General features: G+C 66.6%; 28 protein-coding genes and 2 riboswitches. Of the genes, 18 read left to right on the forward strand and 10 right to left on the reverse strand.

Features of this window, described 5'->3' with window-relative positions; translation table 11 throughout:
• From gcvT to glmU, 4 genes are all read right to left on the reverse strand, one after another.
• A complete protein-coding gene (gene gcvT, locus IFR23_RS04400; protein WP_192974850.1) occupies nucleotides 1-1,248 on the reverse strand; it encodes a glycine cleavage system aminomethyltransferase GcvT in 1,248 nt (415 codons plus the stop codon).
• Between the two features lie 47 nt (nucleotides 1,249-1,295).
• Nucleotides 1,296-1,401: riboswitch (glycine riboswitch) on the reverse strand.
• Between the two features lies 1 nt (nucleotide 1,402).
• Nucleotides 1,403-1,506, reverse strand: a riboswitch (glycine riboswitch).
• Between the two features lie 237 nt (nucleotides 1,507-1,743).
• Nucleotides 1,744-3,567: a glutamine--fructose-6-phosphate transaminase (isomerizing) gene (gene glmS / locus IFR23_RS04405; RefSeq protein WP_192974851.1), complete on the reverse strand. Its 1,824-nt coding sequence runs from the start codon at nucleotides 3,565-3,567 to the stop codon at nucleotides 1,744-1,746.
• 21 nt (nucleotides 3,568-3,588) lie between these two features.
• Nucleotides 3,589-4,023: a hypothetical protein gene (locus IFR23_RS04410; protein WP_192974852.1), complete on the reverse strand. Its 435-nt coding sequence runs from the start codon at nucleotides 4,021-4,023 to the stop codon at nucleotides 3,589-3,591.
• Nucleotides 4,020-5,423, reverse strand: coding sequence for a bifunctional UDP-N-acetylglucosamine diphosphorylase/glucosamine-1-phosphate N-acetyltransferase GlmU (gene glmU / locus IFR23_RS04415; RefSeq protein WP_192974853.1), 1,404 nt, complete (start codon nucleotides 5,421-5,423; stop codon nucleotides 4,020-4,022). Before glmU ends, IFR23_RS04410 begins: the two co-directional genes overlap by 4 nt.
• 62 nt (nucleotides 5,424-5,485) lie before the next feature.
• Between glmU and IFR23_RS04420 the strand changes: the two genes are divergently transcribed.
• Together IFR23_RS04420 and IFR23_RS04425 are read left to right on the forward strand one after the other, a co-directional pair.
• Nucleotides 5,486-6,169, forward strand: a complete 684-nt coding sequence (locus tag IFR23_RS04420; RefSeq protein WP_192974854.1) for an HAD family hydrolase — start codon at nucleotides 5,486-5,488, stop codon at nucleotides 6,167-6,169.
• A gap of 14 nt (nucleotides 6,170-6,183) precedes the next feature.
• Nucleotides 6,184-6,546, forward strand: coding sequence for a hypothetical protein (locus IFR23_RS04425; protein ID WP_244647412.1), 363 nt, complete (start codon nucleotides 6,184-6,186; stop codon nucleotides 6,544-6,546).
• Here IFR23_RS04425 and IFR23_RS04430 read toward each other — a convergent pair.
• The 4 genes from IFR23_RS04430 to IFR23_RS04440 are packed head-to-tail and all read right to left on the reverse strand — an operon-like array spanning nucleotide 6,543 to nucleotide 9,097.
• Complete coding sequence (locus IFR23_RS04430) at nucleotides 6,543-7,520, reverse strand: nucleotidyltransferase domain-containing protein (RefSeq protein WP_342344865.1); 978 nt, start codon at nucleotides 7,518-7,520, stop codon at nucleotides 6,543-6,545. The genes IFR23_RS04425 and IFR23_RS04430 overlap by 4 nt on opposite strands.
• Nucleotides 7,517-8,377, reverse strand: a complete 861-nt coding sequence (locus IFR23_RS20135; RefSeq protein WP_342344866.1) for an HprK-related kinase A — start codon at nucleotides 8,375-8,377, stop codon at nucleotides 7,517-7,519. The genes IFR23_RS04430 and IFR23_RS20135 overlap by 4 nt, the downstream gene beginning before the upstream one ends.
• A complete protein-coding gene (locus IFR23_RS04435; protein WP_342344867.1) occupies nucleotides 8,374-8,667 on the reverse strand; it encodes an HPr-rel-A system PqqD family peptide chaperone in 294 nt (97 codons plus the stop codon). Before IFR23_RS04435 ends, IFR23_RS20135 begins: the two co-directional genes overlap by 4 nt.
• A 13-nt stretch (nucleotides 8,668-8,680) precedes the next feature.
• Nucleotides 8,681-9,097 carry a hypothetical protein gene (locus IFR23_RS04440; RefSeq protein WP_107962681.1) on the reverse strand — a complete coding sequence of 139 codons (417 nt, stop codon included), beginning with the start codon at nucleotides 9,095-9,097 and terminating at the stop codon, nucleotides 8,681-8,683.
• Between the two features lie 129 nt (nucleotides 9,098-9,226).
• Between IFR23_RS04440 and IFR23_RS04445 the strand changes: the two genes are divergently transcribed.
• The 9 genes from IFR23_RS04445 (at nucleotide 9,227) to IFR23_RS04485 (ending at nucleotide 18,119) form a co-directional block, all read left to right on the forward strand.
• Nucleotides 9,227-10,453 (forward strand): ATP-binding protein, encoded by a 1,227-nt coding sequence (locus IFR23_RS04445; RefSeq protein ID WP_192239075.1) that lies wholly within the window; start codon nucleotides 9,227-9,229, stop codon nucleotides 10,451-10,453.
• A 46-nt stretch (nucleotides 10,454-10,499) separates the two neighbouring features.
• Complete coding sequence (locus IFR23_RS04450) at nucleotides 10,500-11,558, forward strand: substrate-binding domain-containing protein (protein WP_192974856.1); 1,059 nt, start codon at nucleotides 10,500-10,502, stop codon at nucleotides 11,556-11,558.
• Nucleotides 11,559-11,829: 271 nt separating this feature from the next.
• Nucleotides 11,830-13,206 carry a phosphate ABC transporter permease subunit PstC gene (gene pstC / locus IFR23_RS04455; protein WP_192974857.1) on the forward strand — a complete coding sequence of 459 codons (1,377 nt, stop codon included), beginning with the start codon at nucleotides 11,830-11,832 and terminating at the stop codon, nucleotides 13,204-13,206.
• Nucleotides 13,199-14,497, forward strand: a complete 1,299-nt coding sequence (gene pstA / locus IFR23_RS04460; protein WP_192974858.1) for a phosphate ABC transporter permease PstA — start codon at nucleotides 13,199-13,201, stop codon at nucleotides 14,495-14,497. Before pstC ends, pstA begins: the two co-directional genes overlap by 8 nt.
• A complete protein-coding gene (gene pstB, locus IFR23_RS04465) occupies nucleotides 14,497-15,276 on the forward strand; it encodes a phosphate ABC transporter ATP-binding protein PstB (protein WP_056489020.1) in 780 nt (259 codons plus the stop codon). The genes pstA and pstB overlap by 1 nt, the downstream gene beginning before the upstream one ends.
• A 14-nt stretch (nucleotides 15,277-15,290) precedes the next feature.
• Nucleotides 15,291-15,980, forward strand: coding sequence for a phosphate signaling complex protein PhoU (phoU, locus tag IFR23_RS04470; RefSeq protein ID WP_056489018.1), 690 nt, complete (start codon nucleotides 15,291-15,293; stop codon nucleotides 15,978-15,980).
• Nucleotides 15,980-16,672 carry a phosphate regulon transcriptional regulator PhoB gene (gene phoB / locus IFR23_RS04475; RefSeq protein ID WP_055873047.1) on the forward strand — a complete coding sequence of 231 codons (693 nt, stop codon included), beginning with the start codon at nucleotides 15,980-15,982 and terminating at the stop codon, nucleotides 16,670-16,672. Before phoU ends, phoB begins: the two co-directional genes overlap by 1 nt.
• 116 nt (nucleotides 16,673-16,788) lie before the next feature.
• Nucleotides 16,789-17,109: a hypothetical protein gene (locus IFR23_RS04480; RefSeq protein ID WP_056057295.1), complete on the forward strand. Its 321-nt coding sequence runs from the start codon at nucleotides 16,789-16,791 to the stop codon at nucleotides 17,107-17,109.
• Nucleotides 17,110-17,204: 95 nt separating this feature from the next.
• Nucleotides 17,205-18,119, forward strand: coding sequence for an SDR family NAD(P)-dependent oxidoreductase (locus IFR23_RS04485; RefSeq protein WP_192974859.1), 915 nt, complete (start codon nucleotides 17,205-17,207; stop codon nucleotides 18,117-18,119).
• A 169-nt stretch (nucleotides 18,120-18,288) separates the two neighbouring features.
• Here IFR23_RS04485 and IFR23_RS04490 read toward each other — a convergent pair whose 3' ends face one another.
• A complete protein-coding gene (locus tag IFR23_RS04490; RefSeq protein ID WP_342344868.1) occupies nucleotides 18,289-18,921 on the reverse strand; it encodes a S24 family peptidase in 633 nt (210 codons plus the stop codon).
• Between the two features lie 113 nt (nucleotides 18,922-19,034).
• Between IFR23_RS04490 and IFR23_RS04495 the strand changes: the two genes are divergently transcribed.
• The 4 genes from IFR23_RS04495 (at nucleotide 19,035) to IFR23_RS04510 (ending at nucleotide 21,999) form a co-directional block, all read left to right on the forward strand.
• Nucleotides 19,035-19,211, forward strand: coding sequence for a hypothetical protein (locus IFR23_RS04495; protein ID WP_192974860.1), 177 nt, complete (start codon nucleotides 19,035-19,037; stop codon nucleotides 19,209-19,211).
• 2 nt (nucleotides 19,212-19,213) lie between these two features.
• On the forward strand, nucleotides 19,214-19,534 hold the full coding sequence (locus IFR23_RS04500) for a hypothetical protein (protein ID WP_192974861.1): 321 nt from the start codon (nucleotides 19,214-19,216) through the stop codon (nucleotides 19,532-19,534).
• Nucleotides 19,535-19,601: 67 nt separating this feature from the next.
• On the forward strand, nucleotides 19,602-20,786 hold the full coding sequence (locus IFR23_RS04505) for an acyl-CoA dehydrogenase (RefSeq protein WP_056055772.1): 1,185 nt from the start codon (nucleotides 19,602-19,604) through the stop codon (nucleotides 20,784-20,786).
• Nucleotides 20,787-20,859: 73 nt separating this feature from the next.
• Nucleotides 20,860-21,999 carry a CoA transferase gene (locus IFR23_RS04510; protein WP_192974862.1) on the forward strand — a complete coding sequence of 380 codons (1,140 nt, stop codon included), beginning with the start codon at nucleotides 20,860-20,862 and terminating at the stop codon, nucleotides 21,997-21,999.
• A 79-nt stretch (nucleotides 22,000-22,078) separates the two neighbouring features.
• On the opposite strand, the gene IFR23_RS04515 is transcribed toward IFR23_RS04510, so the two are convergent.
• Entirely contained in the window at nucleotides 22,079-23,374 is a 1,296-nt protein-coding gene (locus IFR23_RS04515) for a sugar MFS transporter (protein ID WP_192974863.1), read from the reverse strand.
• A gap of 105 nt (nucleotides 23,375-23,479) precedes the next feature.
• Between IFR23_RS04515 and IFR23_RS04520 the strand changes: the two genes are divergently transcribed.
• The 3 genes from IFR23_RS04520 (at nucleotide 23,480) to IFR23_RS04530 (ending at nucleotide 26,134) form a co-directional block, all read left to right on the forward strand.
• The gene (locus IFR23_RS04520; RefSeq protein WP_192974864.1) at nucleotides 23,480-24,025 is read left to right on the forward strand and encodes a (2Fe-2S)-binding protein; all 546 of its coding nucleotides are present in this window, start codon (nucleotides 23,480-23,482) and stop codon (nucleotides 24,023-24,025) included.
• 352 nt (nucleotides 24,026-24,377) lie between these two features.
• The gene (locus tag IFR23_RS04525) at nucleotides 24,378-25,334 is read left to right on the forward strand and encodes an RcnB family protein (RefSeq protein WP_192974865.1); all 957 of its coding nucleotides are present in this window, start codon (nucleotides 24,378-24,380) and stop codon (nucleotides 25,332-25,334) included.
• Between the two features lie 116 nt (nucleotides 25,335-25,450).
• Complete coding sequence (locus IFR23_RS04530; protein ID WP_107962670.1) at nucleotides 25,451-26,134, forward strand: prolyl hydroxylase family protein; 684 nt, start codon at nucleotides 25,451-25,453, stop codon at nucleotides 26,132-26,134.
• The last annotated feature ends 77 nt before the right edge of the window (nucleotides 26,135-26,211 follow it).

A 26,211-nucleotide genomic window follows, 5' to 3' on the forward strand; every position in this document is an offset into this window, starting at 1 on the left:
TCACTTGGCTCCTGCGCGGACGTAGCGGTGGGGAATGAAGGGCATCGCGGTGACGGTGGCGGTGTGGACCTTGCCGCGTTGCGCGATCTCGATGCGGGTGCCGGGCGTCGACAGCGCGAGCGGCACATAGGCCATCGCGATCGGCTTCCCGAGCGTGGGTGCGAAACCACCGCTGGTCAGGCGACCGATCGTGGCGCCGGTGTCGTCGATCACTTCGGCGCCCTCGCGCGCGGGCTGGCGGCCCTCGACGATCAGGCCGACGCGCTTGGTGGCGGGGCCGTGCTCGCGCTGGGTGAGGATACGCTCGGCACCGGGGAAGTCGGCGGCCTCGCGGCGGCGCTTCGACAGCGCGAACCCGAGGTCGGCCATCACCGGCGTGATCTCGGGATCGAGGTCGTGGCCGTAGAGCGGCAGACCGGCTTCGAGACGCAGCGAATCGCGCGCGCCGAGGCCGATCGGCTTGATCTCGGGAAGCGCGAGCAGCGCGTCGGCGAAGGCTACGGCGTGCTCGGCGGGGAGCGAAATCTCGACGCCGTCCTCGCCGGTGTAGCCCGAGCGACTGATCCACAGCGGGACGTCGTTCCAGTGAAACGCACCGGCGGTCATGAACACGAGCGCGTCGACGCCGGGGACGATCCGCGCGACCGCCTCGACCGCTTTCGGGCCCTGCACTGCAAGCAATGCCTGGTCTTCGAGGATGTTGATCGTGACGTCGTCGGGCAGATGCTCGATCAGGTAGCTGATGTCGTCATACTTGGTCGCGCCGTTGACGACGACGTAGAAGCTGCCGCTTGCGGTCGGCGACGGGTGGAGCGGGTCGTACGCCTCGGGCTCGACGTCCTGCGCGGAGAAGGGCGATGGCTGATCGTCGGGGAGGCGCGTAGCCATCAGGTCGTCGAGGATGCCGCCGTCCTGCGCGAGCAGCAGCGAGTAGCGCATCTTGCCCTCGCCGAGCCCTGCGATGTCACCCGGCAGGACGGTTTCGAGCGCGTGTGCGACGCCTTCGCCGGAGAAGACGAGCTGGCCCATGTGGCTGACGTCGAACAGGCCCGCCGAGTCGCGCGTCCAGGCGTGCTCGACCATGATGCCTTCATACTGGATCGGCATCTCGTAGCCGGCGAACTCGACCATTCGCGCGCCCTGGGCGCGGTGCCACGCATCGAGCGGCAATGGCAGGATCTCGGGCTCGACGTAATCGTCGGCCTGATCGATGATGCTGGCGTAATCGCGCAGTTCTGGGTCGCTCATGGTCGTCTCCGTCGAAGGGGCGCGCGGCACCAATGGGTGCAACGATCCGAACCCCCTCTGTCACGGGACCTGAGAGCTTTCGCGCGGGACTTGTCCAGCGCTTACCCCTTCGGTGGCCCTCGACTCACGTCAGGACGCTTTCCAGAGTGTCGATCAGCCCCGCGCGGTCTCTGGTGCCTGAGAGATTCCGGGGTGGTTGCTCCTTCGGCGGTTCCATCAGCCCTGAAAGGACCGGAAACGCTCTCCCGCGCGGCGCCATGCCGGTTGCCCGACATCGACGCCGCGAGTTGTGACGCGGCGCACAATCTTAGTCAATCGAGGGTTGCGCGCGGCGGAAAGAAATCGGCGTTCGCCACCTACCATACGCACCACCCCGGCGAAGGCCGGGGCCCAATTGGAAAGGTCGCTGTAACGGAGGACCGCGCCTTAGTTACCTCTGCCCCCTCAATTGGGCCCCGGCCTTCGCCGGGGTGGTGTAATGGGTGGGGGAACAGATTATTCGACCGTCACGCTCTTCGCCAGATTACGCGGCTGGTCAACGTCCGTGCCCTTGAGCACCGCCACATGATACGCAAGCAACTGGACCGGTACAGCGTACACCAAAGGCGCGATCAGCGGGTGGACCTTGGGCATGGTGATCGTCGCCATGCAGCCTTCGCCGGCGGCCTGGATGCCGTCGTAATCCGAGATCAGCACGACCTTGCCGCCGCGCGCCATGACTTCCTGCATGTTGCTAACGGTCTTGTCGAACAGCGGTCCCGACGGCGCGATGACGATGACCGGGACGTGCTCGTCGATCAGCGCGATCGGGCCGTGCTTCATCTCGCCCGCGGCATAGCCCTCGGCATGGATGTAGCTGATTTCCTTCAGCTTCAACGCGCCCTCGAGCGCCAGCGGGTAATCCGTCCCGCGGCCAAGATACAGCACGTCGCGCGCGCCGGCGATGTTGTGCGCCATCGCCTCGATCGCCTCGTCATACGCGAGCGCGCCGTTGAGCGCGGCGGGCGCCTCGGCGAGGTGGCGGACGATCTCGCGTTCCTGGTCCCTCGTCAGCAAACCCTTCGCGCGCGCCAGGTTCGCGGCGAGTGCGGCGAGCACGGCAAGCTGACAGGTGAACGCCTTGGTCGAGGCTACGCCGATCTCGGGGCCCGCATGCGTCGGCAGCAGCAGGTCCGCCTCGCGCGCCATCGAGCTGGTCGGCACGTTGACGACGACCGCGATCTTCTGGCCCTCGGCCTTCGCATGACGCAACGCCGCGAGCGTGTCGGCGGTCTCGCCCGACTGCGAGATGAAAAGCGCAAGGCCGCCGTCTTCCATCACTGGCGCGCGGTAGCGGAACTCGGAGGCGACATCGAGATCGACGGGGACGCGCGCGAACTGCTCGAACCAGTATTTGGCGACCATGCCGGCGTAGAAGCTCGTCCCGCATGCGACGATCGTCACGCGCTTAATCGTGGACAGGTCGAACTCGGGGATCGGCAGCGACACCTCGCCTTCCATCCGCTTGAGGTACGATCGGAGCGTCTGCGCGACGACAATCGGCTGCTCGTAGATCTCCTTGAGCATGTAATGCTTGTGGTTGCCCTTCGAGATCACCTCGCCGGTGATCCCGGACAGCGTGATCGCGCGCTCGACGGGAGCATTGTCGCGGTCGTAGACCTGCGCTCCGTCGCGCGTCAGCACGACCCAGTCGCCCTCGTCGAGATACGCGATCCGCTGCGTCAGCGGCGCGAGCGCGAGCGCGTCGGAGCCGAGGTACATCTCGCCCTCGCCATGACCGACGACCAAAGGCGAGCCGAGGCGCGCGCCGATCAGCAGGTCGGGATGCTGGCGGAATAGAATCGCGAGCGCGAACGCACCGTGCAGGCGGGGCAGCACGTCGCGGACCGCAGCGATCGGGTCCATGCCCGCCTCGATCTTCTCGCTGACGAGATGCGCGACGACTTCGGTGTCGGTCTCGCTGGTGAACGTCCGGCCGCGCGCGATCAGTTCGTCGCGCAGCGGTTTGAAGTTCTCGATGATGCCGTTGTGGACCACCGCGACCTCGCCGGTCGCGTGCGGGTGTGCATTGTTGGTCGTCGGGCCGCCATGCGTCGCCCAACGCGTATGCGCGATACCGGTCTTGCCGGGCAGCGGATGCGCGGCGAGTTCGTTCGCAAGATTGACGAGCTTGCCCGACGCGCGCCGGCGGTCGATCGCGCCGTCATTGTCGGTGGCGATCCCGGCCGAGTCATAGCCGCGATATTCGAGCCGCTTGAGGCCATCGAGCAAACGGCCCGCGACGTCTTCGCCGCTCAGAATTCCAACGATGCCACACATATAGTCCGTCCGTCCGTTCGTTCAGTCGACCGAGAGGAGCTGTTCGCCCCGCTCGATGACGACATGGGTCTGGTAGTAATGTTTGCCGGTCGGGCGACCGTCCGCGGTGAAGTCGATCCGCACCCGGCGCGCCTCGCCGTCGACGCGGATCGTCCGTCCCTGCAGCACAGTCTCTGCGGGCGCGCCCAACCGCGCTTCGAGTTGCGCCTGCGCAATCGGCCGAACCTCGAAAGACAGGTTGCGCGGGTCTCGGTAATCGCTTTCCGAATTGAGATAGAGGCTGGCGCCCTGCCGGCCCGACGCGCGAACCGTCATCACGAAGACGCCGGGATAGGCGCCGGGTGCCAAGCCCGCCGCGCGCTCGATCGCGAGCATCGGCGGGATCGCGTCGCGCGAAACCTGCGGCGTTGCGCAACCTGCCAGCGCCAGCACGGCAACGAGCGCGACCGCCCTCATGACCGCTTCCTTGCCAGCATCCGCTCTCGAAAGCGCTTGGCCCAGCCGGGCTTGGCGATCTGCGGCGGGCGGACGATCGCCAACGCGTCGGTCTCGACGTCCTGTGTCACGACCGATCCCGCGGCGACGATGGCGCCTGCGCCGATCGTGACGGGTGCGACCAGCGCGGAGTTCGAGCCGATGAACGCGCCCTCGCCGACGACGGTCCGGTATTTGAAATAGCCGTCGTAATTGCAGGTGATCGTGCCCGCGCCGATGTTCGCGCCCGCGCCGATGTCCGCGTCGCCGATATAGGTGAGGTGGCTGACCTTCGCGCCTTCGCCGATGACCGCCTTCTTTACCTCGACGAAGTTGCCGACCTTAGCATCCGCACGCAGGTCTGCGCCGGGACGGAGACGGGCGAAAGGCCCTACGTTCGCGCCCTTGCCGACCGAGGCGCCCTCGACGTGGCTGAATGCGTGGATCGTCGCGCCGTCCGCAATGCGCGCGCCGGGGCCGAAGACGACGTTGGGTTCGATCACGACGTCGCGACCGAGTTGCGTGTCGTGCGAGAACCAGACGGTGTCCGGGGCGATCAATGTCGCGCCGTCGACCATCGCCTGCGCGCGGCGCGTGGCCTGCCATGAGGCTTCGACGCCGGCGAGTTCACCGCGGCTGTTGACGCCGGCGACTTCGTCCGCGCCGGTTTCGATGACCGCGGACGAGCGGCCGTTGGCGCCCGCCAGACCGACGATATCGGTGAGGTAATATTCGCCCGCCGCATTGTCGTTCCCGAGCCGGTCGAGCAGCGCGAACAGGTCGGCCGAGCGCACCGCCATCAGCCCGGAGTTGCACAGGGTCACCGCGCGTTCCGCCTCCGACGCGTCCTTATACTCGACGATCCGGTCCATTCGGCCCGCGGCGTCGGCGATGACGCGACCATAGGCGCCGGGCTCTGCAGGTCGAAAGCCGAGCACGACGACGGCGGGCGTATCGTCGCTTTCCAACCGGTCGATCATCCGCTGCATCGTCGCTGCGGTGACCAGCGGGACATCGCCGTAGAGGATCAGCACGTCGCCCTCGAACCCCGCCAGGGCCTCGCGCGCCTGTGCGACCGCGTGGCCGGTGCCGAGTTGTTCGGCCTGAAGCGCGGTGGCGATGCCGAGCGGCGCGACCGCCTTTTCGACCTGCTCGCGCCCTGCCCCGGTCACCACGACGGTCCTTGCCGGATGCAGCGCCGCCGCGCTCGCGACCAGGTGCAGCAGCATCGGCCGTCCGGCGATCGGGTGGAGCACCTTGTGCAGGTCGGATTTCATCCGCGTGCCCTTGCCGGCGGCGAGGATCACGACTGCGATCGGGTGCGCGGGGATGCGCGCGGAGGACTGCGCCGAAAACGGTTGGTCGTTGGAATGCGTCGTCATGGAAGGATCGCTGCCACGAAAGCCTTGCCAATTCCATAGCGTCGCTGGCAGGCCCGCACGCAATGACGCATTTTTCTTTCGATATCGTCGGGTTCGACCTCGACGGCACGTTGCTCGACACCAGTGGAGACCTTGCCGCCGCGGTCAACCACGCGCTCGCATCGGTCGATCGCCCGCCCCTGACCGTCGAGCAGGTCAAGCCGATGATCGGCGGCGGCGCGCGGCACATGCTCAAGCAGGGCCTGACCGCGACCGGCGGCTATGACGAGGCGATGCTCGACACGCTGCACGCGGACCTGCTCGCCTATTACGAGGCGAATATCTGCGTGCTGACAAAGCCTTATCCGGGCGTGATCGATGCGCTGGATGCTCTGGCGGCGACGGGTGTCACGCTGGGCATCGTCACCAACAAGATCGAACGGTTCGCGCGGACCGTGCTCGGCGAACTCGGGCTGACCGACCGGTTCGCGTGTATTCTCGGCGGCGATACGATGGCGGAATCGAAGCCGTCGCCGATGCCGATTCACGAGATGGTACGGCTCTGTCGGAAGTCCGGGGGTGGAGAAGGACGCGCGGCGTTCGTCGGCGATTCGATCTTCGACATCCAGGCCGGGAAAGCGGCGGGACTGCCGACGATCGCGTGCAGCTTCGGCTTCCTGATGCAGCCGGTCGCGGAGCTCGGCGCCGACGCGGTGATCGATGGGTATGAAGACTTGCTGCCGACGCTGGAAGGATTGGCCCGATGAGGCAGGAACGCGATTTGACGCGTCTTTTCCAGGTGCTGCTGGCCGCCGCGATCGTGTTCGCGCTGACGATGGCCTTGCTGCCCAAGCCGCCGCACATGCCGATCGATCGCTTTGGCGACAAGTTCGAGCACATGCTCGCCTTCGCGACGCTCGCGGCGCTGGCGTCGTTCGCCTATCCAGCCGCGCGTGCGCTGAAGGTGCTCGAACGGCTGTCCTTCCTCGGCGCGATGGTCGAGGTGCTGCAATCGATCCCGTCGCTGCACCGGGATTGCGACATTCGCGACTGGATCGCCGATACGATCGCGATTGCGGTGGTGGTCGGGATCATCGCGCTGATCCGCAGCAGTCGACCGCCGCGGCTCCGCACGCTGCACTAGGCCTTTCGCCACTTGGTCCAGAGATGGCGCGCGAGCATCGCCGGCGGCATGCGCAGCCAGTGCGAGCGGATATAGAAGACGAGACGCGTAATGGGGCGGGTCGGCCTGCCCCAGTCGTCGCGCGCGATCAGCCGGCGCAGGAAGAGACGATCGATACCGTGTGCCTCGCCGTCACCGAACAGTGCCTCCACCAGTCTTAACGATCGCGCGACCTTTCGGTGCAGACCGTGCCTGCGAGCGTCCGCATCCAGGCCTTCGGTGCCGAACTCCTCGACGAGGCACCGGATATCCCACAGATTACGCAGGCCACCCGCCAGATCGCCGTCGGCGAACAGGTGCGCGGCGGCGTGGACGATCATGCCGTTCGAGGACAGCGTACGCAGACCGTTGCCGAGCGGAACACTGTCGGCGATCAGCGCGTCCGCATCCGGCGTGATCCGTGCGGTCAGCGGCAGGATCGTGTGGTGGACGTCGATCATCCGGTCGCGCTCGCGGTGGATCAGCGGCGGGAGCTCGTGCATCCAGCGGCGGTAATAGGCGTCGTCATACGGGTCGGGCTTCACCCACTCCCAGCCCGCGGCAAGCAGCGCCGCCTCGACCGCATCGAGCGCGGGGCGTGGCACCAGGATATCGAGATCGCCGATCGATCGCCCCTGCCCCGCGGACAGCCCAGCCGCGACGAACGCGGTACCCTTCAGCAGCACGACCGGACAGTCGACCGACGCGAGCGCGCGGCGCGCCATCTCCGCCTCCCACAGCGCGGCGCGGCGGCCCTGCTCGGCGGCGGCACGCGCGTCGGCGAGGATTCTTTTCACCGCACCCGGCATGGGCAGGCCGTCGAGCCGCACCGACAGCGTGCCGATCAATTGCTCCGCCCGCGCCATCGCGAGCAACGCGGTCCAGCCGTCCGCATCGAGCCAGGCGACGCTGGCGGGATCGGCGAGGGCGCGCGCGAGGATCCGGGCGTCGGTCACAATGTTGCCCACAGCGCCTCGACCTGCGCGATCGCGTGCGGACCATCGGGATAGTCGATCGCCACCGAGAGGACGCCCGCGATCAGTGTGGTCAGCGCACGGAACCCAGCTTCGCCGAGCGCGGTGTAATTGGTCGACGCCTGCGTCATCCTGATGAACGCCTCGGCAGGGGGCACCGGCCGCGTGTCCGGCTCGAAACCGTAGCGCGGGAACAGCAGCAACGCAGGGATGGCGGGCACGTCCATCGCGCCGATCGCCCGCGCGTCGGGGACCATGTGGCGGATGTCGCCCTTGGGCGTCGCCGGCATCAGCGGCCCCATCCGCGCGTTCGACCATGCCGCCTCGGCCGCGGCTACGCCAGCGTTCTTCAGGCTGATCAGGCGCGGGAAGGCGTGCACCAGACCGGTCGCGGGATCGAGCAGCGCGAATTCGTCGCCCATGAACCGCCAGCCCTTCGCCGCGAGCAACGTCGCGAGCGTCGACTTCCCCGCGCCGGACTCGCCGGTCATCAGCAACGCCCGGCCATCGCGCTCGACCGCGGACGCGTGCAGTAGGAGATAGCGCCGCGCGCCCAGCGCCATCTGGAGGTTCATCGCCATTTCCGCCGCGAGCAGGCCTTGCCGGAGCGGCAAGGGTGCGGCTTCGGGTAGCATGTAATCGCCGCCGATCTCGACCGAGGGGCGGATCAGCCGGCGCCACGGTCGGCGCGCGAACAGGCGGACGGTGAAGTCCGCTACGCCGTCTTCGGGCTTCGGATAGTCGCGATACAGCGTTTCGAGTTGGTCGATCGGCGCGCGCCAGTCGGAGCCGATGCGAAAACCGACCGGGCCGATGCGAACGGAGAAGGCATGCCTCACAGGCGCTCGACGAGCCCGGCTTCGATCAACTCGTCTAGCCGCGCCGCCAACGCATCACGATCCGCGTCTTCGAGGTCATAGTCGTCGCCCAGACGACCGAGCAGCGCATCGAGCGACAACGTGCCCTCGCCGAGTATCGCGAGAATCTGCGGTGCGGGTTCGGTCAGGAGGTGCGTGATGCCGGACGCGCGATGATAGACCGCGGTGAATTCGTCGAGCGGTGCGATCAGCAGGCCGCCCTCTTCGGGCGCTCGAAAGATCGCGGGCTGCACGGCCGCTTTGTCGATCACGGCCTGCACGGCCTCAGCCGCGCGGCATCTGCAACGAAGCGAAGCAGGTGAAGCCGCCCTGGCCACGCTGCAACCGGCGGATATATTTGACGTAGGCGCGGCTGCGGTCCGAATCGGTGCCCGGAAGCGTGCTGCCATTGGCCATCGCGCGCCTGACCTCTTCGCCCTTGAACGCGCGGTTCGATGGCGGGAACGCGCCCTTCGTACGCGCCGGAACGACCTTGCCGTCGCGATCGATATAGCCGCCCGCGCGGCTCCGGTCGGGTACTGCGATTTCGCAAGTCAGCACCGAACCCACGGTCTGCGCGAGCGCGGGACGGATCGACACGACCGCCCCTGCGCCAACCGCACCGAGCGCGAGGACGCGGCGGCGTGTCGGGACGTCGGTATCCGGCATCTGATCCTGGTCGGGTCGGGTATCGTCGCTCATGGTGCCCCTGCTATACCCCCCAGTTATACCGAAGCCCTTTCACAATCCTGAAGCGCTGACAATATAGCCGTGCGGATCGTATCGAACTAGGACGCAACGGCGCCGCGTACACGCGCCTTGGAGACCATGATGCTTTCCGGATTTGGCCTGCGCACATTTTGGGCGATCGTCGTCGTATTCGTCGCCGCCGTCGCGGTGTTCGCGATCACACGCGACGTGCAGGGCGCGATCGTCGCGCTGGTTGGCGGGATCGCCGCCGCGCTGGTGGCTGCCGGCACCGGGGACGAGGCGCCTGCCCTGGACGACGCGACGAGCGTGTCGCCGTCGGTGCTCGACGATGTGCTGGATGCGATCGTCGCGCCGGTGATGCTGGTGGAAGATGGTCGCGTGGTGGTCGCCAATCGTGCTGCGCGGACGTTGCTCGGCGCGCATATCCTTGGCGAGGACGCGCGCGTCGCAATCCGCCATCCTGCCGCCGCCGAGCGTCTCGGGACGCCGGGGCCGATCGACGGCGAGCGGCCGATCGAACTGGTCGGGCTCGGCACGCGCGATCAGCGCTGGGAGATGCTGCTCAGCGAGACGTCGGAGGGCCAGCGGATCGTCCACCTCGTCGACCAGACCGGCAACTATGCCGCCGAACGGATGCGGATCGATTTCGTCGCCAATGCGAGCCACGAACTTCGCACGCCCCTGGCTTCTATTCTCGGATTTATCGAGACACTCCGTGACGAAGCCGGCGAGGATGCCGAGGTTCGCGCGCGGTTCCTGAAGGTGATGGACGACGAGGCGCGACGGATGCAGCGGCTGGTCGAGGATCTGATCTCGTTGTCGCGCATCGAGGCGGAGAAGTTTCGCCTGCCCGATCAGGCGGTCGATCTCGCGCGTCTCGTGGAGGATACGCGTGAGGAACTGGCGGATGCGGCGGGCGATCGCGGGCGGGATCTGGTCGCGACGATCGATCCGGGTATCGCCGCGGTGTCGGGCGACCGCGTCCAGCTGTCGCAGATGCTCCACAACCTTATCGGCAACGCGATGAAATACGGGCGCGCCGGGACGCCGGTGACGATCGACCTGAAGCGCGACGATGCCGGGATGATCCGCCTGTCGATTCGCGACGAGGGCGACGGGATCGCGGCGGTGCACATTCCGCGGCTGACCGAGCGCTTCTATCGCGCCGATGCCGGGCGCAGCCGGTCGTTGGGCGGCACGGGGCTCGGGCTGGCGATCGTCAAGCACATCGTCGAGCGGCACCGCGGTCGGCTCGATATCGCGAGTCAGGTCGGCGTCGGGACAGTCGTTTCGGTCATCCTGCCCCCGAGCGGCGGGGCGACCAAAGGCGCTGTCATAAAAGGGTAACCCAAGTGTCACACAGGATCGTCTTAAGTACCGCTAAGGCCGGTGCATGACGGGAATTCTGGTGCAGCGGTTCGTTCTTCTAGGGGTGTTTGGGGCTCTGGCCGCGTGCGTCGATCAGGCGAACGGTGGCGGGGCGGGCTCGCGCGACCAGATCACCGCGGTCGGGTCGTCGACGGTCTATCCGTTCACGACGATGATCGCCGAGCAGCTTGTCGCGAACGATCCCGATGCGAAGGCGCCGGTGATCGAATCGACCGGGACGGGCGCAGGGATGAAGCTGTTCTGTGCCGGCGTCGGTGCGGCGCATCCCGATATCGAGGATGCGTCGCGGCGGATGAAGGCAAGCGAGTACGCGACGTGCGCTAAGAACGGCGTGCGCGACGTGATCGAGATCCAGGTCGGGATCGACGGGATCGCCTTTGCCGAGGCGAAGAACGGCCCCAAGATGCAGCTGACCCCGACCGATCTCTACAAGGCGCTCGCCGCCAATCCGGGGGGCAAGGTGAACACGGCTCGGGTCTGGCGCGACGTCAATCCTGCGCTGCCCGCGGTGCCGATCCAGGTCTACGGGCCACCGGCCACCAGTGGCACTCGCGATGCGCTGGCCGAGCTGATCCTGACCAAGGGGTGCGAGGCGAGCGATCCTTCGGCCAAGGCGCTCGCGAAGTCGGATGCCGAGGCGCACAAGGCGCTGTGTACGCGGGTGCGCGAGGACGGCGTGTACGTCGATGCGGGCGAGAACGACAATCTGATCGTCCAGAAATTGCAGTCGAACCCCAATGCGATCGGCGTGTTCGGGTATAGCTATCTCGAAGAGAACAAGGACGACGTGAACGGGGTGTCGATCTCGGGTGTGGCGCCAACCTATGCGACGATCGCGGACAACGCGTATCCGGGGTCTCGGCCGCTGTATATCTATGTGAAGAAGGCGCATCTGACCGCGATCCCGGGACTGCGCAACTTGTTGAAGCTGTATGCGGCGAACTGGGGGGCGACGGGGCCGTTGGTGAAGCGGGGGTTGATTGCTTCGCCGGCGGCGGTTCAGGCGCGGTCGGCGGCGATTATCGCGAACGAGACTGTGCTGGATCCGGCGGTGTTGTCGTGATGTGTGTTTCGCATAGCCGCACCTCCTCCCTAGTTCCCCCGCGAACGCGGGGGCCCCGGAGCCACACGCGCTATCCTGGCTTAGCTGGACCCCCGCGTCCGCGGGGGAACGAGAGGCTTGCGATGCGGGCTGATCGTTTCACGACCACCCCGGCGAAGGCCGGGGCCCAATTGGGCACCGTTGCATTGGTGAGCACAGCCCGTCGTTACTTCGACCTCCCCAATTGGGCCCCGGCCTCCGCCGGGGTGGTTGCTCTAGGAGGGCACGCCTGATGTCCCCCATAGCCCTCCTCTTCCTCGTCCTCGGCCTAGGCCTCATCGGCTGGCTGACCGCGCGCGTCCGCGCCACGCGCTTCCGCGCCGGCAGCACCGTGCGGTTCAGCTCGCTGCCGTCGCATCACGGCTGGTACGTCGCGTTGTGGACCGCGATCCCGCCGCTCGTCTTCCTCGTCGTCTGGTCGATGACCGCACCCGCGCTCGTCACCGATGCCGTGCTCGCCACGCCAGCCGCGATCCAGCTCCCCCCGCCCGGCTTCGACCGCGCCTCGATCCTGTCCGAAGCGCGTAGCCTCGCGGAAGGTCGCAGCTTCGGCGCGTTCCACGGGCTCGCCCGCACGCTCGCCCCCTCCTACGCCGCGGCACAATCGCGCTACGACTGGATCGCCACCGCCGCCGCGTTGCTGCTCGCCTTCGCCGGCGGTGCGTTCGCCTTCACCCGCGTGAAGCCCGGGTTCGGTGCACGGACGCAGGTCGAGCGGGTCGTTATGCTGATGCTGCTCGGTGCGTCGCTGATCGCGATCCTGACCACGGTCGGCATCGTCGCGTCGCTGCTGTACGAGTCCGCGCGGTTCTTTCACGTAGTGCCGATCACCGACTTCCTGTTCGGCACGCACTGGAGCCCGCAGGTCATCGACGCACGCGATCCGGGCGCGTCGCTCGGCGCGGTGCCGTTGTTCTGGGGAACGTTCTTCATCGGCGCGGTGATCGCGATGATCGTCGCCATTCCGTTCGGGTTGATGAGCGCGATCTACCTCACGCAATATGCCGCGCCGAACACGCGCAAGTGGATGAAGCCGATCCTCGAGGTGCTCGCGGGCGTGCCGACCGTCGTCTACGGTTATTTCGCCGCGCTGACCGTCGCGCCGGCGGTGCGTGACCTTGCCGTATCAGTCGGGATCAGCTGGGCGTCGTCGGAAAGCGCGCTGGCCGCCGGCCTCGTGATGGGCATCATGATCATCCCGTTCGTGTCGTCGATGGCGGACGATTCGATCGCAGCGGTGCCCTCGTCGATGCGCGACGGGAGCCTCGCGATGGGCGCGACCTCGTCCGAGACGATTCGCCGCGTGCTGCTCCCCGCAGCCCTGCCCGGTGTGGTCGGGGGCGTGTTGCTCGCCGTTTCGCGGGCGATTGGCGAGACGATGATCGTCGTGATGGCCGCGTCCGGCGTCGCCACGCTGACGCTCAACCCGTTCGCCAGCACCACCACGGTCACCAAACAGATCGTCGACCTGCTGACCGGCGAGGCCGAGTTCGACAGCCCCAAGACGCTTGCCGCATTCGCGCTCGGCCTGACGCTGTTCGTGGTCACGCTCCTTCTCAACATCGTCGCGCTGCGCGTCGTCAAACGGTACCGTGAAGCCTATGAGTGACACGCTCGTGCCCCAACTTCCGGTGACCAATGCCGAACCGGTGCGCCGCGTGCCGACCGACTGGGCGACGCAGGCGATGCAATCGCGCATCCGCCGCCGCTACGCATCCGAACGCCGCTTCCGCTTCGCCGGGCTCGCCGCGGTGTGGCTGTCCGCCGCGTTCCTCGCCTATCTGCTGATCACGATGGTGATGCAGGGCGCGAGCGGGTTCGTGGAGACGCGCGTGTCGCTCCCGGTCGATCTCGCCGCTGCCAAGCTGCCGATCGAGCCCGCCCGCCTCGTCGGTCGCGGCGCCGATCTCGCACTCGCCGGCGCAGGGCTGGAAGGCACCGTCGACCTCGCCGCGACCAAGGCGTTCGGCAAGGACGGCACCGACCTGCTGTCCGACGGCGCCTGGGCGGTGGTCCGCGATGCGATCAAGGCCGACCCGTCGCTGCTGCAGCGCAAGAGCGTGTTCGAAGTCCCCGTCTCCAGCCCGATCGACGTCGCCGCCAAGGGCAACGGCACGCGCGATGCCGAAGCGATCGTCGCGCGGCTGAAGGCGAGCGGCGCGCTGACCCGTGGGTTCAACGCGGGCTTCCTCACCTCGGCGGACTCGACCGATGCGACGCGCGTCGGGATCTGGGGGGCGTTCAAGGGCTCGCTGCTGACGATGATCGTCACGCTGTTGCTGGCGTTCCCGATCGGCGTGCTGTCGGCGCTGTACCTCGAGGAATATGCGCCGAAAAACCGCTGGACCGACCTGATCGAGGTGTCGATCAACAACCTCGCGGCGGTCCCTTCGATCATCTTCGGCCTGCTCGGGTTGGCCGTGTTCCTCGGCACGTTCGGCATGCCCCGCTCGGCACCTATAGTGGGCGGCCTGACGCTCGCGCTGATGACGATGCCCGTCATCGTCATCGCCGGGCGCAACGCGATCAAGGCCGTCCCCCCATCGATCCGCGATGCCGCGCTCGGGATCGGCGCGTCGCCGGTGCAGGTCGTCTTCCACCACGTCCTGCCGCTCGCGCTGCCCGGCATCCTCACCGGCACCATCATCGGCATGGCGCGTGCGCTCGGCGAGACCGCGCCGCTGCTGATGATCGGCATGCGCGCGTTCATTGCAGCCCCACCGTCCGGGCTAAGCGACCCCGCGACCGTGCTGCCCGTCCAGATCTTCCTGTGGTCCGATCAGGTCAGCCGCGGCTTCGTCGAGAAGACCTCCGCCGCGATCATCGTCCTGCTCGTGTTCCTGCTCGCGATGAACGGCGTCGCGATCTACCTCCGCAACCGATTCGAGACCCGCTGGTGATGCCAAAACATTCTAAGCCCCCCATCCTCAAGATGACGGCGCGCAACGTCTCCGTCGCCTACGGCAGCAAGATCGCGATCAACGACGTCTCGATCGACGTCGACCAGGACGAGGTGGTCGCGTTCATCGGCCCGTCGGGCTGCGGCAAGTCGACCTTCCTGCGCACGCTCAACCGCATGAACGACACCGTTGCCAGCGCGCGCGTCACCGGCGAGATCAAGCTCGACGGCCAGGACATCTATTCGCCCGACATGGACGTGGTGCAGCTCCGCGCCCGCGTCGGCATGGTGTTCCAGAAGCCCAACCCGTTCCCGAAATCGATCTACGAGAACGTCGCCTACGGCCCGCGCATCCATGGGCTGGCCGGCGCGAAGGCGGACCTCGACCGGATCGTCGAGAAGTCCCTGCGCCGTGCGGGCCTGTGGGACGAGGTCAAGGATCGCCTCTCGGACAGCGGTACTGCGCTATCGGGCGGCCAGCAGCAGCGGCTGTGCATCGCGCGTGCGATCGCGGTCGATCCCGAGGTCATCCTGATGGACGAACCGTGCTCGGCACTCGATCCGATCGCGACCGCCAAGATCGAGGAGCTGATCCACGAACTGCGCGGCCGCTACGCGATGGTGATCGTCACGCACAACATGCAGCAGGCGGCGCGCGTCAGCCAGAAGACCGCGTTCTTCCACCTCGGCACGCTGGTCGAATACGGCAACACCTCGGACATCTTCACCAATCCCCGCGAAGAGCGGACCAAGGATTACATCACCGGCCGTTACGGCTGAGTCGGGAAACGACCATGAACACGCATACGGTCAAGGCCTTCGACAACGACATCGGCGAGCTCCGCGGGTTGATCTCGCAGATGGGCGGGCTCGCCGAGGACGCTATCGACAAGGCGATGCAGGCGCTGCAACGCAACGACCTCGCGCTCGCCGAGCAGGTCCGCGTCGCCGACAAGCAGATCGACGTCATCGAGGCGGAGGTCGAGCGGCTCGCGGTGCGGATCATCGCCCTGCGCGCGCCGATGGCGGTCGATCTTCGCGAGGTGGTCGCCGCGCTGAAGATCGCGGGCGTGGTCGAGCGGATCGGCGACTACGCCAAGAACATCGCCAAGCGCGTGCCGATGATCGAGAGCGAGCACCGGATCGAGCCGATCTCGATCCTGCCCGCGATGGGCCGGATGGCGAGCGAGATGGTCCACGACGTGCTCGACGCGTTCGCCGCGCGTGATGCGGAAGAAGCGGTGCGGGTGGTCGAGAGCGACAATGCGCTCGACGATTTCTACGACAGCATTTTTCGCACGCTGGTGACCTACATGGTCGAGAACCCCAAGACGATCAGCCAGGTCGCGCATCTGCTGTTCGTCGCGAAGAACCTCGAGCGGATCGGCGACCACGCCACCAACGTCGCCGAGATGGTCTATTTCGCCGCGACCGGCACGCAGATGGTCGATCGCGAACGCGGCATAAAGAAGGAGCAGGCATAATGGCACGCGCGAAGATGCTGCTGGTCGAGGACGACGCCGCCCTCGCCGAATTGCTGGTCTGGCATTTCAAGCGCGAGGATTTCGAGATCGCGCATACCCCCGATGGCGAGGAAGCGCTGCTGCTCGCCAAGGAGAAGGTGCCCGACATCGTCCTGCTCGACTGGATGGTCGAGGGGCTTTCGGGGATCGAGGTGTGTCGTCGCCTGCGCCGCGCACCCGAGACGCAGAACGTGCCGATCATCATGCTGACCGCGCGTGGTGAGGAGGAGGATCGCGTGCGGGGCCTCGAAACCGGTGCCGACGATTACGTGACCAAGCCGTTCTCGCCGCGCGAACTCGTCGCGCGCGTCGGGGCGGTATTGCGCCGCGTCCGCCCTGCCCTTGCAGGCGAAGCGCTCAGCTATGCCGACATCGAGATGGACACCGTCGGGCACAAGGTCCGCCGCTCGGGTGAAGTCGTGTCGCTCGGACCGACCGAGTTCCGGCTGCTGAAGCATTTCCTCGAGCATCCGGGCTGGGTGTTCTCGCGCGAACGCCTGCTCGATGCGGTGTGGGGGCATGACAGCGATATCGAGAGCCGGACGGTCGACGTGCACATCCGGCGACTGCGGAAAGCCATCAATGTCGGTGAGCGACCGGACATCATCCGCACCGTTCGTTCGGCGGGCTATTCGCTCGATACGGGCGGATAACGAGACTGTCCCGCGGTGGGGCGAATGGAATCGGATGCGAAACGAAGGACCCAAGCACGACTTAGTGCGTTCAGACGTCGCGCTACCAAAATGGTGCACCCATTTAGGAGATTCGTATGAAGTCCATTCTCTTCGCTGCCGCCGCTCTTCTCGCGTCGCCCGTGATCGCCCAGACGACGCCGCCGGCAGACCCCGCCGCGCAGACCGCGCCCGCGGACCAGGCGGCACCGGCCGATCCCGCAGCGCCTGCCGATCCTGCGATGGCCGCTCCTGCCGATCCGGCAGCAGCACCCGCCGCACCGATGGCACCGCCAGCACCCGCCGGTGGCGTGACGTTCGGCCAGCCGACCGTGACCCCGCCGACGCCAGCACCCGCCGAGTATCCGGTGTGCTCGAAGACGGTCAAGGACGGCTGCCGCAACCGCGGCGGCAAGTAAGTCCGGCGGCAAGCGGCGGGTGATCCTGCCGCTTGCCTAGCTGGCTTTACGTTCTAGGAAAGGCGCTCCAACTATAAGAGAGGGGCGCCTTTTCCATGTCTGAGAACTATGAATCTATCAGCTTTGAAGATCGGGTCGCGATCGTCACCGGCGCAGGCGGTGGCCTGGGTCGTGAATACGCGCTCGAACTCGCCCGCCGCGGCGCGAAGGTCGTGGTCAACGATCTGGGTGCATCACGCGACGGCACCGGCCATTCCGACGCCGCGCTGAAAGTCGTCGAGGAAATCGAAGCGGCCGGCGGCGAGGCGATATCGAACGGCGGCAGCGTCACCGACTACGACCAGATGGTCGAGATGGTCGCCCGCGCCTCCGAGAAATGGGGCGGCGTCCACATCCTCATCAACAACGCCGGCGTGTTGCGCGACAAGAGCTTCGCCAAGATGGAGCCTGCCGACTTCAAGTTCGTCGTCGACGTCCACCTGAATGGCTCGGCCAACGCCACCAAGGCGGTCTGGGACACGATGCGCGCGCAGAATTACGGCCGCATCCTGATGACCGCGTCGTCGACCGGTCTCTACGGCAACTTCGGGCAGGCGAACTACGGCGCCGCCAAGCTGGGTCTTGCCGGCCTGACCAAGACGCTCGCAATCGAGGGCGCGAAGAACAACATCAAGGTCAACACGATCGCGCCCACCGCGGGCACGCGGATGACGCAGGACATCTTCCCCGAGGAAGCGTTCAAGGCCTTCTCCCCCGACAAGGTCGCGCCAGCGGCAGTCTTCCTCGTCTCGGAGGATTCCCCGACCAACATGATCGTCGGTGCCGGCGCCGGCGTGTTCCAGGCGGCGTACGTCACGCTGACGCAGGGCAAGTTGCTGACCGGCGACGACCTGTCGGTCGAGGGTGTCGCGGCGCACTGGGACGCGATCATCGACCGCACGGGCGAAATCGTCCCGCAGTCGGGCTCGGAACAGTCGATGACTATCCTGAGCAAGTTGCAGGGGCGGTAAACGGCGGATCAATGGCACGTCGATCCTCCCCCGCCAGGGGGAGGTGGCAGGCACTTGCCTGACGGAGGGGGAGGCGAACGATGACCATCGTTCCGTGTCCTCCCCCTCCGTCACCTTCGGCGACACCTCCCCCTTGCGGGGGAGGATTCAAGCATTGAACGCCAGCCTGCTATCGCGGCTCGCGCATTTGCCAGACCACGCGGCCAATGACGGCGATCGCTCCGCTAGGCACAACCGCCGCGTCCGGATTATCGCTCGTCGCCACTAGCGCACCGCGTACCAGGGCAACGCGCTTCACCATCACCGCGTCGTCGATCCGGATGACATACACACCTCCCTTTGCGCGCGGCGTACGGTCGGCCGTGTCGACCACGATGTGATCACCGTCGAACAGGCCCGGCTCCATCGAATTGCCGCGCACGCGGATGATCGCCGCCTGCCCGTCCCTTAGCCCGAGTTTTCGCGCGAGGCCGGGGTCGAGCATGTCGGTGCCAAGCACGATCTCGCCGTCGACCAGCGCGCCCGGCCCCGCCGACGCCGCGACGTCGAGCTTGCGGATGCGGAACCCTGCCGGCCGGTCGGCGGGTGCGCCCAGCGTTGCCTCGCTCACACCCAGATAGTCCGACAGCAATCGGCGGTCGCGTTCGCCGAGCACCCGCGGCGATCCGCGCCGGACATATTGCTGGAGATACGCCGCGTTGCGCCCCAGCATCGCCGACAGCGCCGCCAGACTGTCGCCGCGCGCCGCGGCCAGCGTTGCCAGCGCGGTTCTTGGATCGGGATTTGACACGGTTATAGCCACGCCCGAACCGTAGCGTAGGAATGTTCCTAGACAAGTAGGATTTGCCGGAACAGATCGAGAACACAGGCAAGGACTCGGCCAGGGACTCGGGACCAGAACAGGAAGGAGCGACCATGTCCGTTCTCATCAAGATCGACCGATATCTGCGGCAGACCGGCATGCCGACGTCGAAATTCGGCCGGTTGGCGGTCGGGGATCCGCGGTTGGTCCACGATCTCCGACTCGGTCGCCAGCCGCGCGCGCCGATGGTGGCGCGGATCGAAACCTTCATAGAACGGCACGGCGCGTGAGGATGGACGCGATCCGCGGCCCCGATGCGGGCACGCTGTTGATCCGCGCGCTTCGCGGCCATGCGGGGGCGGCAGGCCTGACGATGCACGTCGAGTCGATCGCGTGCACGCCGTGGGCGAGCGCGACCTTCGTCGGCACGCTGCACCGGCTGACGATCGCGGCGACGCCCGTACCCGGTCTTCGAGACTGGATCGACGCGTTGCCCGAAGCGGAGTTTGCGATGCGCGGGCATATCGTCGCCGATCTGGTGGTCGACCGCATCGAGTCGATCGGCGACCGCGAGCATGTGACGATCGCGGTACTGACGCTGATCGACGCGTAAACGTCTCGTCAGGGGTGGACTTTCGCTGGCCGAACCACGAAGTCGGCGGTCAACGAAGGAGATTCATATGGCCGGGATGGGCAAGTTCGACTGGGCGGATCCGTTCCTGCTCGACGATCAGTTGAGCGAGGACGAGCGGATGATCCGCGACAGCGCGAAGGCCTATGCCGACGACAAGCTCGCGCCCCGGATCATCGACGCGTTCCAGCACGAGCATACCGATCCCGCGATTTTCCGCGAGATGGGCGCGCTAGGGCTGCTTGGGCCGACGATCCCCGAGGAATATGGCGGCGTCGGCGCGTCCTATGTCGCCTACGGCCTCGTCGCGCGCGAGGTAGAGCGGATCGACTCGGGCTATCGCTCGATGATGTCGGTGCAGTCGAGCCTCGTGATGTACCCGATCAACGCGTTCGGGTCCGAGGAGCAGAAGCGCAAATACCTGCCCAAGCTCGCGACCGGCGAATGGATCGGCTGCTTCGGGCTGACCGAGCCGGATGCGGGGTCGGATCCCGGCGGGATGACGACGCGCGCGAAGAAGACGGCCAACGGCTATGTGATCTCGGGCGCGAAGACGTGGATCTCGAACTCGCCGATTGCGGATGTGTTCGTGATCTGGGCGAAGTCCGACGAGCATGGCGGGGGCATCCGCGGGTTCATCCTGGAACGCGGGATGAAGGGGCTGGAGACGCCCAAGATCGAGGGCAAGCTGTCGTTGCGCGCGTCGATCACCGGGATGGTGATGATGGACGAGGTCGAGGTCGGCGATGACGCGCTGCTGCCCGACGTGCAGGGGTTGAAGGGGCCGTTCGGCTGCCTCAATCGCGCGCGGTACGGAATTTCCTGGGGTGCGCTAGGTGCGGCGGAGTTCTGTTTCCATGCAGCGCGGCAATACGGGCTGGACCGGAACCAGTTCGGGACGCCGCTCGCGGGGCGGCAGCTGTTCCAAAAGAAGCTGGCGGACATGGAGACCGAGATCGCGCTCGGGCTGCAGGCGTCGTTGCGCGTCGGGCGGCTGATGGACGAGGGCCGATTCGCGCCTGAGATGGTCTCGATCGTGAAGCGCAACAACGTCGGCAAGGCGCTCGATATTGCGCGGATGTCTCGCGACATGCATGGCGGGAATGGGATTTCTGGCGAGTATCAGGTGATGCGTCATTTGATGAACCTGGAGACGGTCAACACGTATGAGGGTGCGCATGACGTGCATGCCCTGATCCTCGGGCGGGCGATCACGGGTATCGCTGCGTTTTGATCGAATTAGGCAGTTTGTTTCCCCGCGAAGGCGGGGACCCAGTCTGGGCTCCCGCCTTCGCGGGAGAACATAGGTGAAGGACACGCCCCTCGCCGGTTTGAAGGTGGTCGAACTCGCCCGGATCCTTGCGGGTCCTTGGGCGGGACAGGTTCTTGCCGATCTCGGTGCCGACGTCGTCAAGGTCGAGAGCCCGGCCGGTGACGACACGCGAACCTGGGGGCCGCCGTTTATCGACAACCCTGACGGCAGCCGTGACGCTGCGTATTTCCATGCCGCCAACCGTGGGAAGCGGTCGGTCGTCGCCGACTTTACCACTAAGGAAGGCCAAGCGATCGTCCGCGACCTGATCGCCGATGCCGATGTCGTGATCGAGAACTTCAAGGTCGGCGGGCTCGCCAAATACGGGCTCGACTACGCCACGCTTGCGGCGATCAATCCGCGTGTCGTCTATTGCTCGATCACGGGGTTCGGACAGGACGGCCCTTACGCCCCCCGCGCGGGCTACGACTTCATCGTCCAGGGGATGAGCGGGATCATGGACCTGACCGGCGAGCCGGACGGCGCGCCGCAGAAGATTGGCGTCGCGTTCGCCGACATCATGACCGGGCTATATTCCGTGATCGCGATCCAGGCGGCGTTGGCGATGCGCGAGCGCACCGGCCGGGGTCAGCAGATCGACATGGCGCTGCTCGACACGATGACCGGGGTGCTGGCGAACCAGGCGATGAACTGGTTTGCGAGCGGCGTGTCGCCGACGCGGGTGGGGAATGCGCATATGAACGTGTGTCCGTATGCGGTGTTTCCGTGTGCCGATGGGTGGTTCATTCTGGCGGTCGGCAACGACGGGCAGTTCCGGCGGTTCTGCGACGCTATGGGCTTGCCCGAGATGCGCGACGATCCGCGGTTCGCGACCAATGCCGGGCGGTTGGCGTTCAAGGAATTGCTGTTCGCGGGGATCGAGGCGGCGACGTCTTTGGTGCCTAAGCTGGCCTTGCTGGCGCGGCTGGAGGCGGTCGGGGTGCCGGCCGGGCCGATCAATACGGTCGCGCAGGCTTTCGACGATCCGCAGGTCGTCGCGCGGGGGATGGCGATCGACGTCGCGCGGCCGGATGGGTCGACGGTTCCCGGGCTGCGTACGCCGATCCGGTTTTCCGATGCCGATCTCGCGACCGGGCGGGCGGCGCCGATGCTGCCGAAACCACGGTCATCCTGACGAAAGTCAGGATCCAAAGCCACGTGCGCGAGCGTCCGTGGCTTTGGATCCTGGGTCGAGCCCAGGATGACGGATGGGGTTAGGCCGCGACCTCCGTCACTGGCTTCCGCGCATACAACCCGTACGCCAGGATCAGCGCGTAGCAGATCGCCGGGAGCAGCAGCGCGAAGTGCAGGCTGCCCGACTTGTCCGCCAGCATCCCCGTCAGATACGGGACAATCGCACCGCCGACGATCGCCGTGGCGATCACGCCCGAACCTTCCGCCGCGCGCTTGCCGAGACCTTCCGACGCCAGCGAGAAGATCGTCGGGAACATCACCGCGTTCATCAGGCCGATCGCGAGCAAGGCCCAGCCCGACAAAGCGCCCTCGGTGTTCGCCGAGATCAGGATCAGCGCCAGCGTCCCCGTCGCGACGCCCGCGAGGACCTTGCCCGGCGAGACCTTGTTCAGCACGTACGCGCCGATGAACCGGCCGACCAGCGCGCCGCCCCAGTAGAACGGCACATGTTTGCCCGCCGCGACGTCGCTCAGGCCCATCACGCTCGGCTGCATGAGATAGTTCACGATCAGCGAGCCGACCGCGACTTCGGCGCCGACGTACAGGAAGATGCACGCCGTACCCATCGCGAACCGCGGGCGCTTCAGCAGCGTGAACGCGTGGAAGATGCTGCCGGTCTGATCTTGCTCCTCGTTGAGCCGGTTGCGGCGGGTCCACACGACCGCGGCGACGATCAGCAGCGCGATCGCGAGGCCGATATAGGTGTGCACGACCGTCCGCGACGATTCCGTCCGGTACGCATCAAGGGCGGCGCCGGTGAGCGTCGAGGAGTCGACCGTGGCCAGCCCACCGAGGATCAGTGCGGAGCCGACATACGGGAAGATGGTGGTGCCGAGCGAGTTGAACGCCTGCGCGAACGTCAGCCGGCTCGAGGCGGACTTGGGATGGCCGAGCGCCGAGATCAGCGGGTTGGCGACGACCTGCACCACGGTGATGCCGGCGCCGAGCACGAACAGCGCGAACAGGAACATGCCGAAGCTCGCCTGGCCGGCGGCGGGGATGAACAACAGGCAGCCCGCGGTCATCGTCACGAGGCCGATCGACGCGGTCCGCATATAGCCGGCCTTGCGCACGATCGCCGCAGCGGGGATCGAGAACAGCGCATAGGCGAGGAAGAACGCCGACTGGACCAGCATGGCGGTCGCGTGGTCGAGCGTGAAGAGCTCCTTCATCTTGGGGATGATGATGTCGTTCAGCGAGGTGATGCCGCCGAAGATGAAGAACAGCGCGAACACGAACACGCGCAGATCGGGCGCGTCGTAGCCGTGGCTGGCATCGCCTCCGGCCGCTGGTGTGGATTTGGTATCGACGTGCATCGTGGTGCGCCCCCTCGCGGTATTATCCGCGCGACATAAGCCGGGGCGACGGCGCGTGGCAATGCCGCGTGGTGCGATCCTTCCCGGCGAGCTAGGACGGCGGGCATGAGCCGCTTCACCGTCAACAACGAACCGATCGAATACAAGCTCGACAACGAGACGCCGCTGCTGTGGGCACTGCGCGATGCGTCGAACCTGACGGGGACCAAATATGGCTGCGGCACCGGACAGTGCGGTGCGTGCACGGTGGATATCGACGGACGGGCTATGCGGAGTTGCCGCGTGCCGATCGGTTCGATCGAAGGGGCGTACGTCACGACGATCGAGGGGCTGTCACGCGAGCGCAATCACCCGGTCCAGCTGGCGTTTATCGCGGAGTCGGTGTCGCAATGCGGGTTCTGCATCCCGGGGATGATCATGGCCGCGGCAGCTTTGCTGAAGCGCAACGCGGACCCGAGCGAAGCGCTGATCCGCGAGCAGATCACGAACCTGTGCCGGTGCGGGGTGTATCCGCGCGTGGTCGAGGCGGTGCAACGTGCCGGGCGGGCGATGCGCGGAGAAGAGGTGATCCCCGCCGGGCCGCGGCCGGGGATCGATCCGGCGGACTCCGCGCGGCTGGTGCCGGCGCTGATGCCGCCGCCAGCGCGATAGGCGCTTCCCTCAGAACCAAGCATGTTCTCCCGCGAAGGCGGGAGTCCAGACTGGGCTCCCGCCTTCGCGGGAGAACAAGGTTCGCGATGAACATGTCGGCGGTTTCTACCACCCCGGAAGGCCGGGGCCCAATTGGAACGTCCGAAGTAATCGATCGCGCGCTTCGTTACTTGCCGCCCCCAATTGGGCCCCGGCCTTCGCCGGGGTGGGTACTTTCCAGTGACGAGCAACTGATCCCGCCTAAACCTGTCTAATCGCTGACGAACCCATTCAGCCTCTCAACACACGAGATCGAATAGACCCGCCATATTATAGGAGCCGGCTCGTGCGCCGGCAGTCGAGGACGACGGCAATGACGGGCAAGTTTCTCAAACTCTTGATGGCGGCTTCCGCGTTGGTGCCGGCAACCATGATGGCATCGACCGCGACCGCGCAACAGGTCGACCAGGACCGTGGTGACCGGGGCCAGCGTCCCGACCGCGGCCAGCGTCAGGATCGCGGCGATCATGGCCCACGTCCGGACGGACAACCCTTCCAGCAGCAGCGACCCGACCGCCCCGCCGCGCCCGATCAAGGCCAGCGCCCGCAACGCGCCGATCTAGGTACGCAGCCGCAAGTCCGCGGCGACCGCCCAGATGGTCAAGGCCGTGCCGATTGGAACGGGCAGCGCGGCGGGCAGCGCGGCGGGCAGCGTGGCGACGGACAGGCTTGGAACGGCCAAACCCGTCCCGACCCGCAGGCCGGCCAAAACCGCCCCGACTGGAACCGCGACCAGGGACGCCCCGGTTTCGATCGCGGCAACCAGCAGGCCGATCGCAACCAGTTCGATCGCAACGGCGGGCGCGGCGATTGGCGCCACGACGGGCGCAATGACCGGGGAGATTGGCGCAACGGCGGCCGCGATGGCTATCAGAACCGCCAGCCCAACCGCGCTTACGGCAACGTCCAGGGCTATGGCCGTGGCGGCTACAACCAGGGCCGTTACAACCAGGGCGGCGCGTGGAACCGCGGCTGGCGTAACGATAACCGTTATGCCTGGAGCAATTACCGCGCGTCGAACCGCGGCGCCTACCGCCTCCCGCGCTATTATGCGCCGAGCGGCTGGGGTTCGGGCTATCGTCGCTTCGGGGTCGGGTTTTCGCTGAACAGCATTCTGTACAACCAGAATTACTGGATCCAGGACCCGTACACCTACTGCCTGCCCGAAGCCTACGGTCCGTATCGCTGGGTGCGTTATTACAACGACGCGTTGCTGGTCGATCTCGACAGCGGCCGCGTGGTCGACACGGTGTACGACATCTTCTGGTAGGCTCCGGCCTGCCGGCACGCAGTAACAGGGGAGAGCCCCGCGGCGGTCCTGATCGCCGCGGGGCTCTTGCGTTTACCCCTCTTGCCTTTCGGGGCGAGTTCGCCAAATCCTGCGGCGTGGGTATCTTTTCAAAAGCCAAGAAGGTCGATCCGGCCGCGGCACTCCGCCAAGCCTTCGGATCTCAGGTCGCCGCGCGCCTCGACGCCAATCCGGCGGTGCAGCGCATCGCGATGGATACGGTGCAGTTCTATTACCAGGACAAGTTCCTCGATCCCGCGACGTGCAAGCGGCTGATCGCGGTGATCGATTCGAAGCGACGGCCGTCGACGCTGCTGTCCGATCGCCCGAACAGCAACTTCCGGACCAGCGAGAGCTGTGACATGGATCGCTGGTCGCCGGACGTGCAGCCGACCGACGAGGCGATCGCGACCTTGCTCGGGATAGACCTGCTCCACGGCGAGACGATGCAGGGCCAGCGCTATGCCCCCGGCCAGCAATTCCGCGCGCACCATGATTATTTCCACGAGTCCGAAAGCTATTGGGCGAAGATGCAGGAGCAAGGCGGCCAGCGCACCTGGACCGCGATGGTGTTCCTCAACGACGTCCCCGAAGGCGGCGCGACCTGGTTCCCGCAGGCCGGCGTGAAGATCGCGCCGAAGCGCGGCATGCTGCTGGCGTGGAACAACATGAACCCCGATGGGACACCCAACGGGCTGACGCTGCACGAGGGCATGCCGGTGGTCGAGGGCGTGAAGTATATCGTGACGAAGTGGTTTCGCGAGCGTCCGTGGATCAAGTGAGAGGCGCAAACCGACTCCAACATCGCTCGCCCCTCCCCTGTTGCGGATCCGCCCGGCGCGGATTCCCTATCTCGCCC

The sequence above is a fragment of the Sphingomonas sp. CFBP 13603 genome, assembly GCF_014892665.1.
Taxonomy (GTDB): Bacteria; Pseudomonadota; Alphaproteobacteria; order Sphingomonadales; family Sphingomonadaceae; genus Sphingomonas.

Excerpts from the sequence above, each read along its gene's own strand:
- gcvT (WP_192974850.1), bottom strand. The coding sequence starts at position 1,248 with ATGAGCGACCCAGAACTGCGCGATTACGCCAGCATCATCGATCAGGCC.
- glmS (WP_192974851.1), bottom strand. The coding sequence starts at position 3,567 with ATGTGTGGCATCGTTGGAATTCTGAGCGGCGAAGACGTCGCGGGCCGT.
- IFR23_RS04410 (WP_192974852.1), bottom strand. The coding sequence starts at position 4,023 with ATGAGGGCGGTCGCGCTCGTTGCCGTGCTGGCGCTGGCAGGTTGCGCA.
- glmU (WP_192974853.1), bottom strand. The coding sequence starts at position 5,423 with ATGACGACGCATTCCAACGACCAACCGTTTTCGGCGCAGTCCTCCGCG.
- IFR23_RS04420 (WP_192974854.1), top strand. The coding sequence starts at position 5,486 with ATGACGCATTTTTCTTTCGATATCGTCGGGTTCGACCTCGACGGCACG.
- IFR23_RS04440 (WP_107962681.1), bottom strand. The coding sequence starts at position 9,097 with ATGAGCGACGATACCCGACCCGACCAGGATCAGATGCCGGATACCGAC.
- IFR23_RS04445 (WP_192239075.1), top strand. The coding sequence starts at position 9,227 with ATGCTTTCCGGATTTGGCCTGCGCACATTTTGGGCGATCGTCGTCGTA.
- IFR23_RS04450 (WP_192974856.1), top strand. The coding sequence starts at position 10,500 with ATGACGGGAATTCTGGTGCAGCGGTTCGTTCTTCTAGGGGTGTTTGGG.
- pstC (WP_192974857.1), top strand. The coding sequence starts at position 11,830 with ATGTCCCCCATAGCCCTCCTCTTCCTCGTCCTCGGCCTAGGCCTCATC.
- pstA (WP_192974858.1), top strand. The coding sequence starts at position 13,199 with ATGAGTGACACGCTCGTGCCCCAACTTCCGGTGACCAATGCCGAACCG.
- pstB (WP_056489020.1), top strand. The coding sequence starts at position 14,497 with ATGCCAAAACATTCTAAGCCCCCCATCCTCAAGATGACGGCGCGCAAC.
- phoU (WP_056489018.1), top strand. The coding sequence starts at position 15,291 with ATGAACACGCATACGGTCAAGGCCTTCGACAACGACATCGGCGAGCTC.
- phoB (WP_055873047.1), top strand. The coding sequence starts at position 15,980 with ATGGCACGCGCGAAGATGCTGCTGGTCGAGGACGACGCCGCCCTCGCC.
- IFR23_RS04480 (WP_056057295.1), top strand. The coding sequence starts at position 16,789 with ATGAAGTCCATTCTCTTCGCTGCCGCCGCTCTTCTCGCGTCGCCCGTG.
- IFR23_RS04485 (WP_192974859.1), top strand. The coding sequence starts at position 17,205 with ATGTCTGAGAACTATGAATCTATCAGCTTTGAAGATCGGGTCGCGATC.
- IFR23_RS04495 (WP_192974860.1), top strand. The coding sequence starts at position 19,035 with ATGTCCGTTCTCATCAAGATCGACCGATATCTGCGGCAGACCGGCATG.
- IFR23_RS04500 (WP_192974861.1), top strand. The coding sequence starts at position 19,214 with ATGGACGCGATCCGCGGCCCCGATGCGGGCACGCTGTTGATCCGCGCG.
- IFR23_RS04505 (WP_056055772.1), top strand. The coding sequence starts at position 19,602 with ATGGCCGGGATGGGCAAGTTCGACTGGGCGGATCCGTTCCTGCTCGAC.
- IFR23_RS04515 (WP_192974863.1), bottom strand. The coding sequence starts at position 23,374 with ATGCACGTCGATACCAAATCCACACCAGCGGCCGGAGGCGATGCCAGC.
- IFR23_RS04520 (WP_192974864.1), top strand. The coding sequence starts at position 23,480 with ATGAGCCGCTTCACCGTCAACAACGAACCGATCGAATACAAGCTCGAC.
- IFR23_RS04525 (WP_192974865.1), top strand. The coding sequence starts at position 24,378 with ATGACGGGCAAGTTTCTCAAACTCTTGATGGCGGCTTCCGCGTTGGTG.